This window comes from Massilia aurea (assembly GCF_014200505.1).
Classification (GTDB): Bacteria; Pseudomonadota; Gammaproteobacteria; order Burkholderiales; family Burkholderiaceae_D; genus Telluria; species Telluria aurea_B.
Map to the genome: position 1 here is coordinate 24,963 of NZ_JACHBX010000002.1, position 14,242 is coordinate 39,204.

General features: G+C 56.6%; 12 protein-coding genes and 2 tRNA genes. 9 read left to right on the top strand and 5 right to left on the bottom strand.

The window, feature by feature from the left end; all coding sequences use genetic code 11:
• Positions 1-9 precede the first annotated feature (9 nt).
• Positions 10-951: a serine O-acetyltransferase EpsC gene (epsC, locus tag HD842_RS09485; RefSeq protein WP_183553807.1), complete on the bottom strand. Its 942-nt coding sequence runs from the start codon at positions 949-951 to the stop codon at positions 10-12.
• A gap of 182 nt (positions 952-1,133) precedes the next feature.
• Between epsC and HD842_RS09490 the strand changes: the two genes are divergently transcribed.
• Both HD842_RS09490 and HD842_RS09495 read left to right on the top strand, forming a co-directional pair.
• Entirely contained in the window at positions 1,134-1,619 is a 486-nt protein-coding gene (locus HD842_RS09490) for an acyl-CoA thioesterase (RefSeq protein ID WP_183553809.1), read from the top strand.
• A 58-nt stretch (positions 1,620-1,677) separates the two neighbouring features.
• Positions 1,678-1,753 (top strand) — tRNA-Phe (locus HD842_RS09495).
• A 61-nt stretch (positions 1,754-1,814) separates the two neighbouring features.
• Here the strand turns inward: HD842_RS09495 and HD842_RS09500 are convergent.
• Positions 1,815-2,426, bottom strand: coding sequence for a hypothetical protein (locus HD842_RS09500; protein WP_183553811.1), 612 nt, complete (start codon positions 2,424-2,426; stop codon positions 1,815-1,817).
• Between the two features lie 220 nt (positions 2,427-2,646).
• On the opposite strand from HD842_RS09500, the gene HD842_RS09505 reads away from it, so the two are divergent.
• The 5 genes from HD842_RS09505 (at position 2,647) to HD842_RS09525 (ending at position 6,366) form a co-directional block, all read left to right on the top strand.
• Positions 2,647-2,722: transfer RNA gene (locus tag HD842_RS09505), tRNA-Phe, on the top strand.
• A gap of 248 nt (positions 2,723-2,970) precedes the next feature.
• Positions 2,971-3,732 carry an ice-binding family protein gene (locus HD842_RS09510; RefSeq protein WP_183553813.1) on the top strand — a complete coding sequence of 254 codons (762 nt, stop codon included), beginning with the start codon at positions 2,971-2,973 and terminating at the stop codon, positions 3,730-3,732.
• 331 nt (positions 3,733-4,063) lie between these two features.
• Positions 4,064-5,359, top strand: a complete 1,296-nt coding sequence (locus HD842_RS09515) for a vanadium-dependent haloperoxidase (RefSeq protein ID WP_183553815.1) — start codon at positions 4,064-4,066, stop codon at positions 5,357-5,359.
• 36 nt (positions 5,360-5,395) lie between these two features.
• Complete coding sequence (locus tag HD842_RS09520) at positions 5,396-5,896, top strand: type VI secretion system amidase effector protein Tae4 (RefSeq protein ID WP_183553817.1); 501 nt, start codon at positions 5,396-5,398, stop codon at positions 5,894-5,896.
• Positions 5,893-6,366 (top strand): type VI secretion system amidase immunity protein Tai4, encoded by a 474-nt coding sequence (locus HD842_RS09525; RefSeq protein ID WP_183553820.1) that lies wholly within the window; start codon positions 5,893-5,895, stop codon positions 6,364-6,366. The genes HD842_RS09520 and HD842_RS09525 overlap by 4 nt, the downstream gene beginning before the upstream one ends.
• A 135-nt stretch (positions 6,367-6,501) precedes the next feature.
• Here the strand turns inward: HD842_RS09525 and HD842_RS09530 are convergent, their stop codons facing one another.
• Positions 6,502-7,104: a response regulator transcription factor gene (locus HD842_RS09530; RefSeq protein WP_308638315.1), complete on the bottom strand. Its 603-nt coding sequence runs from the start codon at positions 7,102-7,104 to the stop codon at positions 6,502-6,504.
• Complete coding sequence (locus HD842_RS09535) at positions 7,101-9,167, bottom strand: sensor histidine kinase (RefSeq protein WP_229424698.1); 2,067 nt, start codon at positions 9,165-9,167, stop codon at positions 7,101-7,103. The genes HD842_RS09530 and HD842_RS09535 overlap by 4 nt, the downstream gene beginning before the upstream one ends.
• A 217-nt stretch (positions 9,168-9,384) precedes the next feature.
• Between HD842_RS09535 and HD842_RS09540 the strand changes: the two genes are divergently transcribed.
• A complete protein-coding gene (locus HD842_RS09540) occupies positions 9,385-10,725 on the top strand; it encodes an MFS transporter (RefSeq protein ID WP_183553824.1) in 1,341 nt (446 codons plus the stop codon).
• A gap of 525 nt (positions 10,726-11,250) precedes the next feature.
• Positions 11,251-12,051, top strand: a complete 801-nt coding sequence (locus tag HD842_RS09545; RefSeq protein WP_183553826.1) for an HDOD domain-containing protein — start codon at positions 11,251-11,253, stop codon at positions 12,049-12,051.
• A gap of 72 nt (positions 12,052-12,123) precedes the next feature.
• On the opposite strand, the gene HD842_RS09550 is transcribed toward HD842_RS09545, so the two are convergent.
• On the bottom strand, positions 12,124-14,151 hold the full coding sequence (locus HD842_RS09550) for an acyltransferase family protein (protein WP_183553828.1): 2,028 nt from the start codon (positions 14,149-14,151) through the stop codon (positions 12,124-12,126).
• Between the last annotated feature and the right edge of the window lie 91 nt (positions 14,152-14,242).

Here is a 14,242-nt window from a genome sequence, read left to right on the forward strand (position 1 = left end):
CCTTGAGGCTCAGGTATTGCGCATCTGCGCCTGCGACACATTGCTGCCCGGCGGGACGCTCTGCGTGAGCCAGACATTACCGCCGATGGTCGACCCGGCGCCGATGGTGATCCGGCCCAGGATGGTGGCGCCGGCATAGATGACGACGTCGTCCTCGACGATCGGATGCCGTGCAATGCCTTTGACGAGGGCGCCGCTGTCGTCGACCGGGAAGCGCTTGGCGCCCAGCGTGACCGCTTGGTACAGCCGCACGCGCTCGCCGAGGATCGCGGTTTCGCCGATCACGACACCGGTGCCGTGGTCGATGAAGAAGCTGCCGCCGATCTGCGCGCCGGGGTGGATGTCGATACCGGTGAGCGAGTGGCCGATATCGGCCACCACGCGCGCCAGGAACGGCACGCCCAGGCGCGTCAGGCAATGCGCGATGCGGTGGTACAGGATGGCGATGGTGCCGGGATAGCACAGCATGATCTCTGCCACCGACGTGGCGGCCGGGTCACCCGCGAGCGCGGCCTGCACGTCCGACACCAGCAATGCGCGCAAGGCCGGCAGGCGGGCCGCGAACTCGCGCGTGATCGCACGGGCGCGCTCGGCCAGCACGAGGTCTTCACGCTGGGCGTCCGCACCGGTCAATTCGGACGGCGCCGCCGGCGAAAAGCGCAGCGCACGCCGCACTTGCTCGACCAGGCGATCGAGCGCCACGTTGAGCGTATCGGCGACGTAGTAGTCGATGCTCTCATCGTTCAGGTCGGGCCGCCCGTAATGCGTGGGAAACAGCGCGGCTGACAGGCCATCGACGATCTGGCGCAGCACATCGCGCGACGGCAGCTCGCGCACGCGGCCCTGATGCCGGATATTGTGGGTCGACTCGCGCGAGGTGCGCAATGCATCGATAACGGGACCAAGGTGCCACTGCACCGATCCACCTTGGTATGGGAGTTCGCTGTTCATTTGCCGAGCCTAGCGGGTTTGCATGGTGATGCCACGATTTTATGGGTATTTCGGTCAGCGCGTTTGTCGGGCTATCTTTTTGTCGCCGGGTCAGCAGATCACGACGGCCACGGCTGACCTTGCCGCGCGGCAGTTTCTAAGGCAACATCAGCACTCAGCCAGCCACTTGCATTGATTCAACCATGAACCTGCCCTCCCACCAGCTCAGCATGACAGTGCTGATGACGCCCGACACGGCCAATTTCTCCGGCAACGTGCACGGCGGCACCATCCTGAAACTGCTCGACCAGGCAGCCTATGCCTGTGCCAGCCGCTACGCCGGGCGCTATGTGGTGACGATGAGCGTCGACCAGGTGACCTTCCGCCAGCCGATCCATGTCGGCGAACTGGTGACCTTTCTGGCTGCGGTGAACTATACCGGCCGCAGCTCGATGGAAATCGGCATCAAGGTGATTGCCGAAGACATCCGCAGCAAGGCCGTGCGCCATGTGAACAGCTGCTTCTTCACGATGGTGGCGGTGGGCGACGACAAGAAGCCGGCCTCGATCCCGCCGCTGGTGCCGGCGACGCCGGACGAAGTACGCCGCTTTGAAGAAGCCAAGGGACGCCGCGACCTGCGCCTGGCGCTCGAGCGCGATCATGCGCAGCGGATCAGCAGCAAGGCTTGAGGGTCGGCGCGGAAGGATTGTCTGCTTGCCACAAACGCTGCTATAATTGCGCGCTCTTGGCCTGGTAGCTCAGTTGGTAGAGCAGAGGATTGAAAATCCTTGTGTCGGTGGTTCGATTCCGCCCCGGGCCACCAAGAACAAAAAAAACGCCACCTTCGGGTGGCGTTTTTTGTTATGGGACTTCGCGCCCTGCCCTCAGTCAAGGCAAGGAATCAGGTACTTCCACACTTCCGTTTGCAAGGCTTTCACATCGTTGGGTCCACGATAGCGCTCAAGGATGTTCCAGTCCCATTCGACCATGACGTTCCGATCTTGATCTATCAGCATGGACTGACCAGCAAACTTGCCAGTCAAACTAGTCTTATTGATGGTGAAGAGCGTTATTCCCGCACGGGGCGAGCTACGGTCTAAGACAACCCCTGAACGATCTGCGACATCTTGAAGCATGCGTTCGCGCCAGACTGCTTGCTCGTTGAACTCGTTTACTAAGGGCCGATCGATTTTGAGATGTACCACGGTCTCAGCATGGTTAACTGAGTCAAACGCGACAAGAATGCGGTCAGCCAGATCAAAGTAAACGGGCTCGCCTTGGATGACTGCGCCAAATCCCCCTCTTCCCTGGCTAGTGTAATGTCCGTGCTCTCGCAAGATGGGTTTGCTACATGATATGTATTTTTCCGCCACCTGTAACAGCGCAGGAACCGCAGCACCAGCTGCAGCGCTCCAGCCCATTGCTAGCAATACCATCATTGCTACCCACACCCGGTACCAACGGAATTGGCCGATCAACTTGTAGTGATGATGCACATTACCTCCTTGAGATTGACTTTATTAATCTGCAGTAGCTGATGTGTCGACAAAGGCAGGGGAAAGCGTATTCTGGATCGGCCCGGAAAAACAGTTTTGCCTTAAAGCAAAATTTCCTCTCTCAATGCAGAGTTTCGCTGATCAGTCAGTCAGGTATAGGCATCTGGAAAACTAACAGGGGATTGCAAAAAGCAAAAAGTTTGGTTTATTCGCCGCCCTTGGCCTGGTAGCTCAGTTGGTAGAGCAGAGGATTGAAAATCCTTGTGTCGGTGGTTCGATTCCGCCCCGGGCCACCAAGATCAGTGTCAAACAAAACGCCAACCCATGCAGGTTGGCGTTTTTGCTTTCAGGTACGACATCCCAGCCGACGCCCGGCAAACGCCGTAACCTCCATTTGGAATAATTGTAACTATGTACGCTAAGTCACAGGGATTGCTGATAGGAACTGTATAAACGGCTGTATGCAAACGGTCTTAGCGCCGGCGAATTCACTCTGCCCTGAAAAACCAGGCTCTGAATGCGCAAATCATAAAAAGGAAAAACAATGAAACGATTCGCTACCAAGCCGCAAGCCATCCTGATGGCAACGATCCTGAGCGCCCTGCTGGCGGCGCCGGGAATTGCAAGCGCGGGCGACTCGTCCCGTATTCAGGCACCAGTCAAGCTCGGCTCGGCGGGGACGTTTGCGCTTCTGAGCAAAACTGGCATCACTAATGTCTACGCTTCGGTGATTAACGGCGACATTGGCGCCAGCCCGATTACCGGCGCGGCAATCGGACTGACCTGTGGAGAAATTGCCGCGGGCATCCTCTACACTGTCGATGCCGCCGGTCCGCTGCCGTGCAGCGTGACGGCAGCTACCCTGCTGACTGCGGCGGTGAGCGACATGGAAGCGGCCTACACCGATGCGGCCGGCCGGGTCAATCCTGACTTTACTGAACTGGGTTCCGGCGAAATTGGCGGCAAGACGCTGGGGCCGGGCCTGTACAAATGGGGTACCGATGTCAAGATCTCGACCGATGTCACATTGGCAGGCAGTCCAAACGACGTCTGGATTTTCCAGGTTGCCGGTGGCATCCAGCAGGCCAGCGCAACCCGTGTCACATTGAAGGGCGGCGCACTGGCCAAGAACGTCTTCTGGCAGTCGGCCGGCGCGGTGTCGATCGGCACCACCGCCCACTTTGAAGGCGTGATGCTGGCCAAGACAATGGTCGCTGTGAAAACCGGCGCATCGGTCAACGGACGCCTGCTGGCCCAGACCGCCGTTACCCTTCAAAAGAACAGCATCACCCAGCCAACCCCGTAATAACACGCGCCTGGCAAGCGCCAGGAACAGTCTCAAATCGAACGCCAACCGATGCAGGTTGGCGTTGTCGTTTCTTCGGTTCGCAATCCTTGCGTCCGGTCCATTTCGGTACTCGAAACAAACGGTCCCGGACTGCGACGTTTCGACCGAATCGTCCGCCTCTCCCCGTCGTAGAACTTATTTCGACCTTCCCTACGCTGCGTCATTGCGTACTACGTTCGGCATGGTGACCGCAATATCGTCGCGCTATGATGAATAGAGCTCACCAATTGTGACGGCATCAAGCAAGCGACCCCTGCGAGCTCTCCAGATACTTAACAAGGAGAACGTCATGCTGATCCTTCGCGCCCGCCCCAATCTAACGCTTTTTGCCCGCGCCGCCTTGCTCGTCGCGCTGCTCGCCGCCTGCGGCCACAACGAGCGGGACGACATCATCCTCGATCCGACCAACAATCATGCCGTGTCGTACTGGCACGACGTCGGCGCCGCCACCGTCAACGCCAGCGCCGCCGTCGCCACGACGCCCGAGGAGCAGCGTCCGAGTTTCGCCACCGATCTGGCCACCATGCACCTGGCGATCTACGATGCGGTCAGCGCCATCGACGGGCATTACAAGCCTTTCCTGCAGGGGACGTCGATGTCGACGGCGCCCGGCGCATCGATGGACGCGGCCGTCAGCGCCGCCTCCTACGGCGTGTTGCGCGCCCTGTTTCCCAACCGCACCGCCCAGTACCAGGCGGCCTACGACAGCTATGTCGCGACCATCCCCGCCGGCGAAGCGAAAACAAGAGGCCTGGCGCTGGGAGCCGAGGTGGCTGCGGCGATCGTTGCCAACCGTAGCAACGACGGCCGTGCGATCGCCCTCGCCCCGTACGTGCCTGGCACCGCACCAGGAGCATTTCGCGGGCTTAATCCCGTCAGCCGCTTCTTCCCCTCTATCCGTCCCTTCACCTTGACCAGTACCTCGCAGTTCCGCCCACCGGCGCCGCCCGCGCTCGACAGCGTGGCCTATGCGACCGACCTGAACGAGGTCAAGGCACTGGGCGGCGCTGTCAGTGCCACGCGCACATCCGCCCAGTTCGAAACAGCGCGCTTCCATACCGAAGCGCCGGCAATTTTCCTGACGCGCAATTTCGGTAAATTCGCCCGTACCACCCCAGACGTTGCCGATGCCGCGCGCCTGATGGCGATCATCTACGTCGGTTATGCCGATGCAATCGGAGCCTGTTTCGAGGCCAAATATTTTTATGAGGCCTGGCGCCCGCTCAGCGCGATCCCGCTGGCCGATACCGACAACAATCCCGCCACCGTCCCCGATCCTGGCTGGATGCCGAGCATGCCGACGCCGAACCACCCAGAATATCCGGCCGCGCACTCCTGCACCGCCGGCGCACTGGGAGAATTGCTGCGCCAATACTATGGAACCGAGAAAGTCAGCTTCAGTTTCGACAGCACCGTGACTGGCACCACGCGTACCTACACGAAGACCGACGCCTTCGCCGAAGAAAGCAGGATCGCCCGCATTTACGGCGGCATGCACTTCCGCTACTCGACGCTCGCTGGAGCCGAGCTCGGTAAGCAAGTTGCGAACTGGACACTCCAGCATCAGTTTGGCAAACGCAATTGATCACGCGCACAGCAATCTCAAACAAGGATAAACAAAATGCCTCGCCCCTCCTTTATTGCTGCATGGGCAGCTTCGCATCGAATTTATGACCCCGTCAATTCGGGCGCCAGGGTCGCAAAGGTGATAGGAGGAAATGTTGAGAAGAATATTAATCATTCCACTGCTGAACAGCGCTGGAATAACACCTGCGCCGTGCGGATGAGTTATCTCCTTGGCGAGGCAGGCCTGATGATTCCGAGCATTCTCGGACAGACAGTATCCGGGGCGGACGGGCGAAAATACTTCTTCCGTGTACGGGACCTGATTGGTTTTCTGAAACAGCAATGGGGCAAAGCTGAGGTTGTGAAATATCCTGCTTCCGGCGGCGGCGCGTTGGTTGGCAAGAAAGGTGTCATTCTGTTTGAGGTATCTGGCTGGTCGGATGCGCAGGGGCATGCCACCCTTTTCAACGGCCAATCCTGCTATGACCACTGTTACTTCAATGAGCCGGAAGCGAAATATCGCACGGACCGTGCGAACTTCTGGGGCCTGCGATGAAGTCGATCCCGTTGTGCCTGGCGCTGGTGACCTCCACATTGCTGTCATTCACAGTCCACGCCGCCGATCAAGCCCTCATTTCTCCACAGGCTGGCGCCCGTACCTATGCACAAAATTATAAGGACATGGTGCTGGCAACCTGTATGACACAGGCTTACCAGAATGACACGGGTGCGGCCACTGATGCTGGAAGCAGTGCCAATGCCTTGCGTGATTGGACCTACTTCGATATGGAGGAGAGTCCCAATGCGGTCAAGTCGCTGGTGAACCGCTATCTGGCGCGGGACTATTCTAATCCGCTCGTCGAATCAGACATCAAGGGAGTCAGGTTCGATTTCCTGAAGTGCATGGACCTGTACCATAGCAAAGCGCTGGAAGATCTGGTCAAGCGGTTGGTCATTCACCCGAAGCGTACTTACAGACAGGAAAATCCTTCGCGGGCAACGGCTCTAGGCGCAGCCGCCAGGTAACAACTGGCTGGCTACGAACACCGTCATAATGCGGCGTTGGCGAATAATTTAACGCGTGCCGAAATATTCCAAACACCATACGAAATGACTGCTTAACGACAGTCGTGACCATGCGCAACCAGTGGACGCTGTCGGTTAATCGAGCCAGGGATGTGCTGATAACCATCGGCCCAGTTCGTTATCGTTTTGGCAGTTCAATTTACTGAAGATATTCGCCCGATGGGTTTCGACAGAACGTGAACTACACGGTGGAACAAGAACGCGCGCGATTTTTTTGTTTTGTTCGCCAACGCCAACCAAGCGAGCGACCTCGCGTTCGCGAGGCGTTAGTTGCGCCCATTGTCCCAATGCCTGGGCGCGGGATCGGGCAAGTCCTATCGCAGCCGGAAGCTTTTCGAGGAGCTGCTGAGTATCTGGCTTCTCCACCCAATCGTAGGCGCCGCGCCGCACTGCTTCCAACGCAGTCGAGATGTCCCCATGAGCCGATAGAAACAATGTCACAAGCGGACTATGTCCGGCCGATAGCCGTTCAAAGACAGACAAGCCGCTCATGCCACCCATTCTCAAATCAAGTATCACACAGCCGGGTTGACGCATATCGATCGCATCAAAAAATGACTCGCCAGAGTCGAACGCCTGCACCGCCAATCCTTGTGAAAACAGGAGCAATAGCAGGGATCGGCGTAGAGCTTCATCGTCATCGACCACGTATAGGGTAAGTGGAATATCTTTCATCATACGGTTGGTAGTGTCACAGAAAATGCAGTACCGCGGCCTGGGCTGTTTTCGGCAGTGATGGTACCGCCGTGGGCCTCAACAATCGTACGGCAGATACTTAATCCGAGTCCCAGACCATTTGGCTTGCTGGTGTAGAAAGGTGTGAAAACCTGGTCTAGGCGCTCGATCGGAATACCAGGGCCCTGGTCTGAAACGGTAAGGCGTACCGCCTGCCCAGTATGCTCGACGGCCAGTTCGATGCAGCGATACTGCGTCGGAAGATGGCAGATGGCTTGGACGGCATTGTGAATCAGATTTACGATCACTTGCTCGAGCAGAACCTGGTCTCCCCGTACCAATGCTCCAGAATCGCTTGGCGATATGGACAGGTACGCGCCATTACGTTGCAATTCTGGCTTCAACAACGTTTCTGCGTGCGAAATGATGGTCAGGATGGATACCTTCTCATAAAGCGCCCGTTGCGGATTAATAAAAGTACGTACCCGCTTGACGATTTCACTGGCGCGTGTCGACTGGCCGACGATCTCGTTTAGCGCGTCAGCAAGCATGTCGGACGATCCCTGTGCAGCAAGCGCCCGCGCTGCAATGGCAAAATTGGAGAGTGCCATCAGTGGCTGATTGAGTTCATGGGCCAAGGTGGATGCTATTTCGCCGATGCTTGCCAGCCGGGCGCTGCGCTGGAGTCGCAGGTCTTGCTCGCGCTGGCGCGCTTCAGCCTGCTTTTGCTCGGTGATGTCGACGACCGAGCTCATCCAGCCGCAGTGCAACCCCTGTGCATCGACAAGCGGGGCGGTGTAGACCATCGTGATCACATCGTGCCCGTCCTTGTGCCGAATCCGCGATTCGAATCCGTGCGGGGTCGCCTGCCCTTGCAGCGCAGCAGCGCTCTCTCGTGCCTGTTTTTCCAGGTCATCGGGGTGCCAGTAAGGATATGGCGGCCGGCACCCAAGCAGTTCTTCAGTGCTATATCCAGTCATGGCACAAAGGGAAGGATTGACGTAGATGATCTTGCCTTCGGGATCGCGTGCCCGCATGCCGACAAGCAGAGAGTTCTCCATGGCTTTTTGGAATGCGTGTACCTTTTGCAGGTCACGGGTACGCTCTTCGACGCGGCGCTCAAGCTCCACCCGCGCCGATTGTTGTTCCGCGAAACGGTTTTCTCGCAGGCGCCAGTACAGGGTGCCGACAAAAACAAGCGTGACAATGAGTGCCGTGAGCATCACTGCGGCCTCACGTGCCTGGATCACTTCCTTCATACTGGACGTGACCGTCAGCGTCCACCCCAGCTCGGGCAGAGGCGTATCCACCGCCAGCAGCCTTGCGGATTGCCCCTTCAGCGTCGTGTGCAGGACAAAACTATCCTTGTCTCGTGACGCTTCGACGCGCCATGGCAAGACGTCAAAACGTTTTCGATTGCCATATTGAACGTGCTCCGCGATCCAGCGCACGTTGGCAGCAGAGACAGCGGATGTGCTATGGAACAGCCAGTCCGGAATACTGCTCAGGAAAACGATGCCATGGCGATCTCGCAACATGACGGGATCACTGCTGGCGATCCAAGTGCTCTGCAGTGGCTCCAGACTGATTTTAACAACGACGACACCAAGAATCTTGCCAGCCGACGTGACAGGTTCGGCGATGAATAATCCTGACTGACCCGTCGTCATGCCAAGCCCGTAGAATATGCCGCGTTTTCCCCGCATTGCATCTTCGAAATACGGCCTTTGATGATACGAGTGGCCGAGAAAGCTCGACGGCAAATTCCAGTTGCTGGTAGCGATTGTCAGTCCTGCGTCGTTGATCAAATACAGCGCAGAAGCACCAGTCGTTCGTTGCATGTCAGCGAAATAATCGTTGACTCTGCTTCGTAACATTGCATCCTCAGGCGCGCGCAGCAAATCACGCACATCAGGATGGCGCGCGGCTGCGTGGGGTAGAAAATCATGCTTCTCTACCAGCCCCCTCAGACCCAGCGCTTGCGCTGCTGCAGCCTGCCGCAGTGCGTTGGTTTTGACTTCCAGCTCAAGCCGTTCGGCCCAGCGTCCCGAGGCGACGATCAACATGATCGCGCCAATCGCTGCGAGGAAGTAAAACACTCGACGTCGGTTCAACCAGATTCCCATCGCAGACTATAACTCTCTGAACAGCGGACATTCACGGTTGCACGAACCGCATAAAAATCCATCCGTAATTCTACGCAGAAGCACACGATGGAATTGCGGATGCTCGACGCCAGGTGGATGACCACACTGTGACTCTTCATAATAAAGGAGACAATCCATGAACACAGTCACAAGCAAGCCGGGTGGCACCTCCCTCCCTCACTCCGTCGAGAAAATTTCCGGCGCGAGGCTGCGCGCTATCTTCGTTGGTTCGTCAGGCAATCTGGTCGAATGGTTCGACTTTTACTGCTATGCCGCTTTTTCATTGTATTTCGCAAACTCATTCTTTCCTTCGCAAGATCCCACTGCCCAGATGATGTCCACTGCGGGCATTTTTGCGTTGGGTTTCTTCGTGCGTCCGATTGGTGGTGTCCTTTTCGGTCATCTCGGTGATCGGCATGGCCGCAAGGTTGCGCTCATGGCGTCCGTGCTGCTGATGTGCGCGGGTTCCCTGCTGATCGCCTGTGCGCCGACTTACGCCACGGCGGGCATTCTGTCCCCATGCATTTTGCTGTTGGCGCGTCTGTTGCAAGGCCTCAGCCTGGGGGGCGAATATGGTGCGAGCGCGACGTATCTCTCCGAAATGGCAGATTCAAAACGACGGGGGTTTTATGCAAGCTTCCAGTATGTCACCTTGATCGGTGGCCAGCTTCTGGCATTGGTCCTGCTGCTGGTCCTGCAAAACTACTTTCTCGACGATCAACAGCTGCGTGCATGGGGCTGGCGTATTCCGTTCGTGATCGGGGCCCTGCTTGCTCTCGTCGCGCTGTTAATGCGCCATGACATGCCCGAAACCCAGTCGTTCGAGGCCGCACGCAAGAAAGGCAAGCAAATGGGCGGTCTGAAGCAGTTGGCACAGCATCCAAAAGAGGTGCTGCTGGTTGTCGGACTCACGATGGGCGGTACCCTGGCCTTCTACGTGTACACCGTGTACATGCAGAAGTTCTTGCGACTTTCGGTTGGACTCACCGATGGACAAACCACTGCCGTCTCCGCCGGCTCGCTGCTCTTCGCCATGTGCCTGCAGCCGCTGTACGGCGCGCTCTCGGACCGGATTGGCCGCCGTCCGCTTCTGGTAACCTTTGCCCTGCTCGGAACGATCTTCACAGTGCCCTTGTTGACCGCTATCCGTAATGCGTCCGGCCCATGGGAAGCATTTGCCCTACTCGCATGTGCCTGGCTCATCGTCTCGGGTTATACGTCGATCAACGCCCTGGTGAAGGCCGAGCTGTTCCCCGCATCCATTCGTGCCACTGGTGTCGGCGTACCGTATGCAGTCGCTGTCTCCATATTCGGCGGGACGGCGGAATATGTGGGACTGTGGTTCAAGTCGATCAATCTGGAAAGCGGCTTCTACTGGTATGTCACCAGCGTTATTGCTTGCACGTTGGTCGTTTGCTGGTTTATGCGCGACACTGCTTCCAGCTCAAAAATCGATGAGGAGGCACGTGATCATTGAATCGCGAATGCAAGGGGCGACAAAGCGCACGTACCAGTGAGCCATGGCTAATTTCCCTGTGAACACTCCGTAGCATATGGATGCAACTACCTGTCCCGCCGATGGTGAGGTCTCATGCCTGGTACGAAGATGGTGAAAGAAGGCTTTGGTGTGGCGGGTGGCGCTATCGACATTGGCGCTGCAAGCCACGTTCTGGCGGCGTGCTCCGAAGAATTTGCAGCGGCTTTCAGTCCCTGTTTCGCTAACGACACAGGGCGGTTTCCTCGCCCCATCCCACTGCACTGGATCGGCAAAATCCCCAGGAAATCGTCCGCGTTTTCGCGGCGACGCTGGCCGCGAAGGCCCTTACCGCATAGACTAGACCAAGCGGGCTTTCTGGCATCCGCAATCCTTGTGTCCGGTCCAGGAAATAATTTCCTGGACTAGTTCCCAAGAGAAACAACTATGCTATCGTGAAATTTCAATGCCATTCCATCGCGCGACCGTCAACCTGTCGCAGCGGCGATGTTCTGTTGGAGAATTGTCATGAGCGAGTTATCGTCGTTTTTTCATGCAGTAAAATTGCCCGTCATTTCAGAAGTTGCCCATGCATTGATCAAAACTCTTGATGATGAGGATGCGTCGGCCACCCAAATCAGCGCGATCATTGCGCGCGACCCCGCCCTCACCGCCAAACTAATGCGCCTGGCCAATAGCGCCCGCTTCGGCGTTGCGCGTGGTGTCACGTCACTCGACGATGCCATCGCCATGGCGGGCCTTGGGCACGTGCGCACCCTGGCCCTGGCTGCCTGCTTCGCCGAAACCTTCCCGGACCTGCCGGGCCTCGATACCGACGAGTTCTGGAAAAGCAGCATGGCGTGCGCCGGCTACGCCAAGTGGCTGGCATTCTGCCTGGGCGACGATGGCCAGGATGCCTGGCTCGCAGGCATGATGATGCGGCTTGGCGAACTGCTGATCTACCAGGCGGCGCCGGCAACCTTTGCCGAGATCGAGGAGCAGCCCCACCTGCCGGGCGGACGATGGGAACGCGAAACGCGACTGCTGGGCTTTTCGGAGGGGCACATTACCGCCGAACTTTGTCGTCGCTGGAATTTCCCAGTCGTCATTGTGAGCGCATTAGAAAGCGCATCCGACCCAATGGCCGCCCACCCGTTCAGCAAACTCGGTGCAATCATCCACCTGGCCAGCCTGCTGGCCGACACACCGAGCGACGATCCGGCCATTCTTGAGAGCTTGCCGCAAGACGTCGTCACCGCTTTGCAGCTGAACCGCGAGTGGATGCACAAAAAGTTTCCATCCCACGCTTCCTTCTCGGCCGCGCCATGACTGGCCTGCCCGCACTCACCAGCAAAGCGGTCTGTTGATGCGTGCGACCGGCAGCTTGGGCAGGTTGTCCTATTAATTGGTGGTCATCGTTTCAGTCGATTCAAACAAGCTGGGCGATGCATCGCCCAGTGTTAAATGTATCCCCTTCTCGACCAGTATTTTTCCAATGAGCCGGGAACCAATGTCGTTCAAGTGTCCGCGGTCACGATACAGCGGCACGTTGCCGATCATCGCATGACAAATCCCCTTGCCACAAATTACCTTGTTTGGATCGATATACACCAAATCAGGAAATTCACGTTTAAGTGCCTGAAACATCTGCCACTGTTTGCCGTTCGGCTCTGGTGCCTTTTCACAATTTTTTGTGCTCCCCGTCAGCAGGCGTCGTATCGGACATTGTGCATTCATTGTTCCCTGGTTATTCAGTATGACAATCGGCTTGGCGCCAGCCGAGAAAATACTGATTAGCGAATCCTGCAGGCCCTTGTGAAGCCGCGCAAAATCTTCAGCCGTCCCACTATTCGGCCACGATGCCCCAAGCAGGACGTACTTGAATCGATGGGATGCAATAAATTCATAGCTAACATTATTCCTCGACCGACATTTTTCGATATAAGAAGAACCCGATCCGAAGCCCATTCCCTTGACAGGCAAGCATCCATCCATCGTATAGTGCATCACTGTCAGCCTGTCTTGCTTTGCCAGCACATCCACCATGCCCGTAAAATGGTTTGCATAGGAGTCACCGATCAGAAGAAGATCGGCGCGCTTATCCAGAACGCCAAGAAGACATGATGGATGGGGTTCGCGCCGGTAAAAGAAGTTTGACGAATGACATCGCTCATGCAATTTCTCTGGTGCCGTACCGATGATATTCTCATATGCAACCACGCGGGAGTCGACACGGCTGGGAAAGCCATTGTTCGCGATCACAATGAATGATGCTAACGCAATTGCAGAAAACGGGGCCGCATAACGAGTCAGTGTGGTCCTGAAACAGCTCATGGACGCACCGGTATGGCGGAATGGAACTTCGACGAACTTCCATGTCAGCCATGCCAGGATGATCGAGAACAGAAAAATGATCGCGCCGGAAAATAAAGTGATCTTGACTTCCAGGTAATTGGCATACGCGATCAGTGGCCAATGCCAAAGATAAAGGGAATAAGAGATGAGCCCGATTTGCACGAAGGGCTTGGTGGAAAGTATGCGCGTAGTCAAACTCGTCGACTCTGCACCTGCTGCGATTAGTAGCGCAGTACCGATACAGGGGTACAGCGCGTTAACTCCAGGGAATGGTGTGACGTCTGATAGAACGAACAGGCTGATATACATCAGTACGAGACCGGCAATTCCACAGAGATTTGCCCCTCGACGTGTAATGAATGCGCCCTGCTCGACAACGAAAATAGCCAGTGAGCTACCGATTGCAAGTTCAAAAAACCGAGTAGGCAGCAGGTAATACGATGCTGAAGCGGCAGTCCGGACACCGATTTCGGAAATCACAACAGCACCTGCCAGGCTGAGCGGGATTATGATCAACTTTGCCAGCCCCCTCAAGCGTGCCAGCAAGAGCAGGATCATTGGCCAAACAATATAAAACTGCTCCTCGACGCCCAGGGACCAGGTGTGAAGCAGCGGGGCCTCACTGATTCCGCTGCTGAAATAGTTTCCGTATTCACGCCAGAAATACACGTTGGACACGGCAGCGATCGCCGCCGCCGCGCCTTTAACCAATCTTGTCAAATCTGCTGGCGAAAGAACAATCAAGCCTGCAATCACGACGCAAATCAGCATTGTGACTAACGCGGGAATAATTCGATTGATGCGGCGCCGGTAGAAGTCAGAAAATGTAAAGCGCTTTTCCCGTATTTTTCTATAAGAAATTAACGTGATCAGGTAGCCGGAGATTACGAAAAAAATATCTACCCCGACAAAGCCACCTGGAACGAGCTTTTTATCCAAGTGGAACAAAACGACCGAAATCACGGCGATTGCGCGCAAGCCGTCGATGTCAGGTCTGTAATGTGGTTTATCTACACTATCCATGCCACGCTTCCAGAAGGCCAGAACTTTGTTTTTTATTTGCTGACGACGCAAGCCGGAATTCCACTCATCAGCGGTTACATCGCAATATCGAGATCTCTTTGGCACCAGCTTATTTAGCTGGAAGGACGGGCCCTTATTTAAT

Excerpts from the sequence above, each read along its gene's own strand:
- HD842_RS09545 (WP_183553826.1), top strand. The coding sequence starts at position 11,251 with ATGAGCGAGTTATCGTCGTTTTTTCATGCAGTAAAATTGCCCGTCATT.
- HD842_RS09540 (WP_183553824.1), top strand. The coding sequence starts at position 9,385 with ATGAACACAGTCACAAGCAAGCCGGGTGGCACCTCCCTCCCTCACTCC.
- HD842_RS09520 (WP_183553817.1), top strand. The coding sequence starts at position 5,396 with ATGCCTCGCCCCTCCTTTATTGCTGCATGGGCAGCTTCGCATCGAATT.
- HD842_RS09525 (WP_183553820.1), top strand. The coding sequence starts at position 5,893 with ATGAAGTCGATCCCGTTGTGCCTGGCGCTGGTGACCTCCACATTGCTG.
- HD842_RS09515 (WP_183553815.1), top strand. The coding sequence starts at position 4,064 with ATGCTGATCCTTCGCGCCCGCCCCAATCTAACGCTTTTTGCCCGCGCC.
- HD842_RS09490 (WP_183553809.1), top strand. The coding sequence starts at position 1,134 with ATGAACCTGCCCTCCCACCAGCTCAGCATGACAGTGCTGATGACGCCC.
- HD842_RS09530 (WP_308638315.1), bottom strand. The coding sequence starts at position 7,104 with ATGATGAAAGATATTCCACTTACCCTATACGTGGTCGATGACGATGAA.
- HD842_RS09535 (WP_229424698.1), bottom strand. The coding sequence starts at position 9,167 with ATGTTGATCGTCGCCTCGGGACGCTGGGCCGAACGGCTTGAGCTGGAA.
- epsC (WP_183553807.1), bottom strand. The coding sequence starts at position 951 with ATGAACAGCGAACTCCCATACCAAGGTGGATCGGTGCAGTGGCACCTT.
- HD842_RS09510 (WP_183553813.1), top strand. The coding sequence starts at position 2,971 with ATGAAACGATTCGCTACCAAGCCGCAAGCCATCCTGATGGCAACGATC.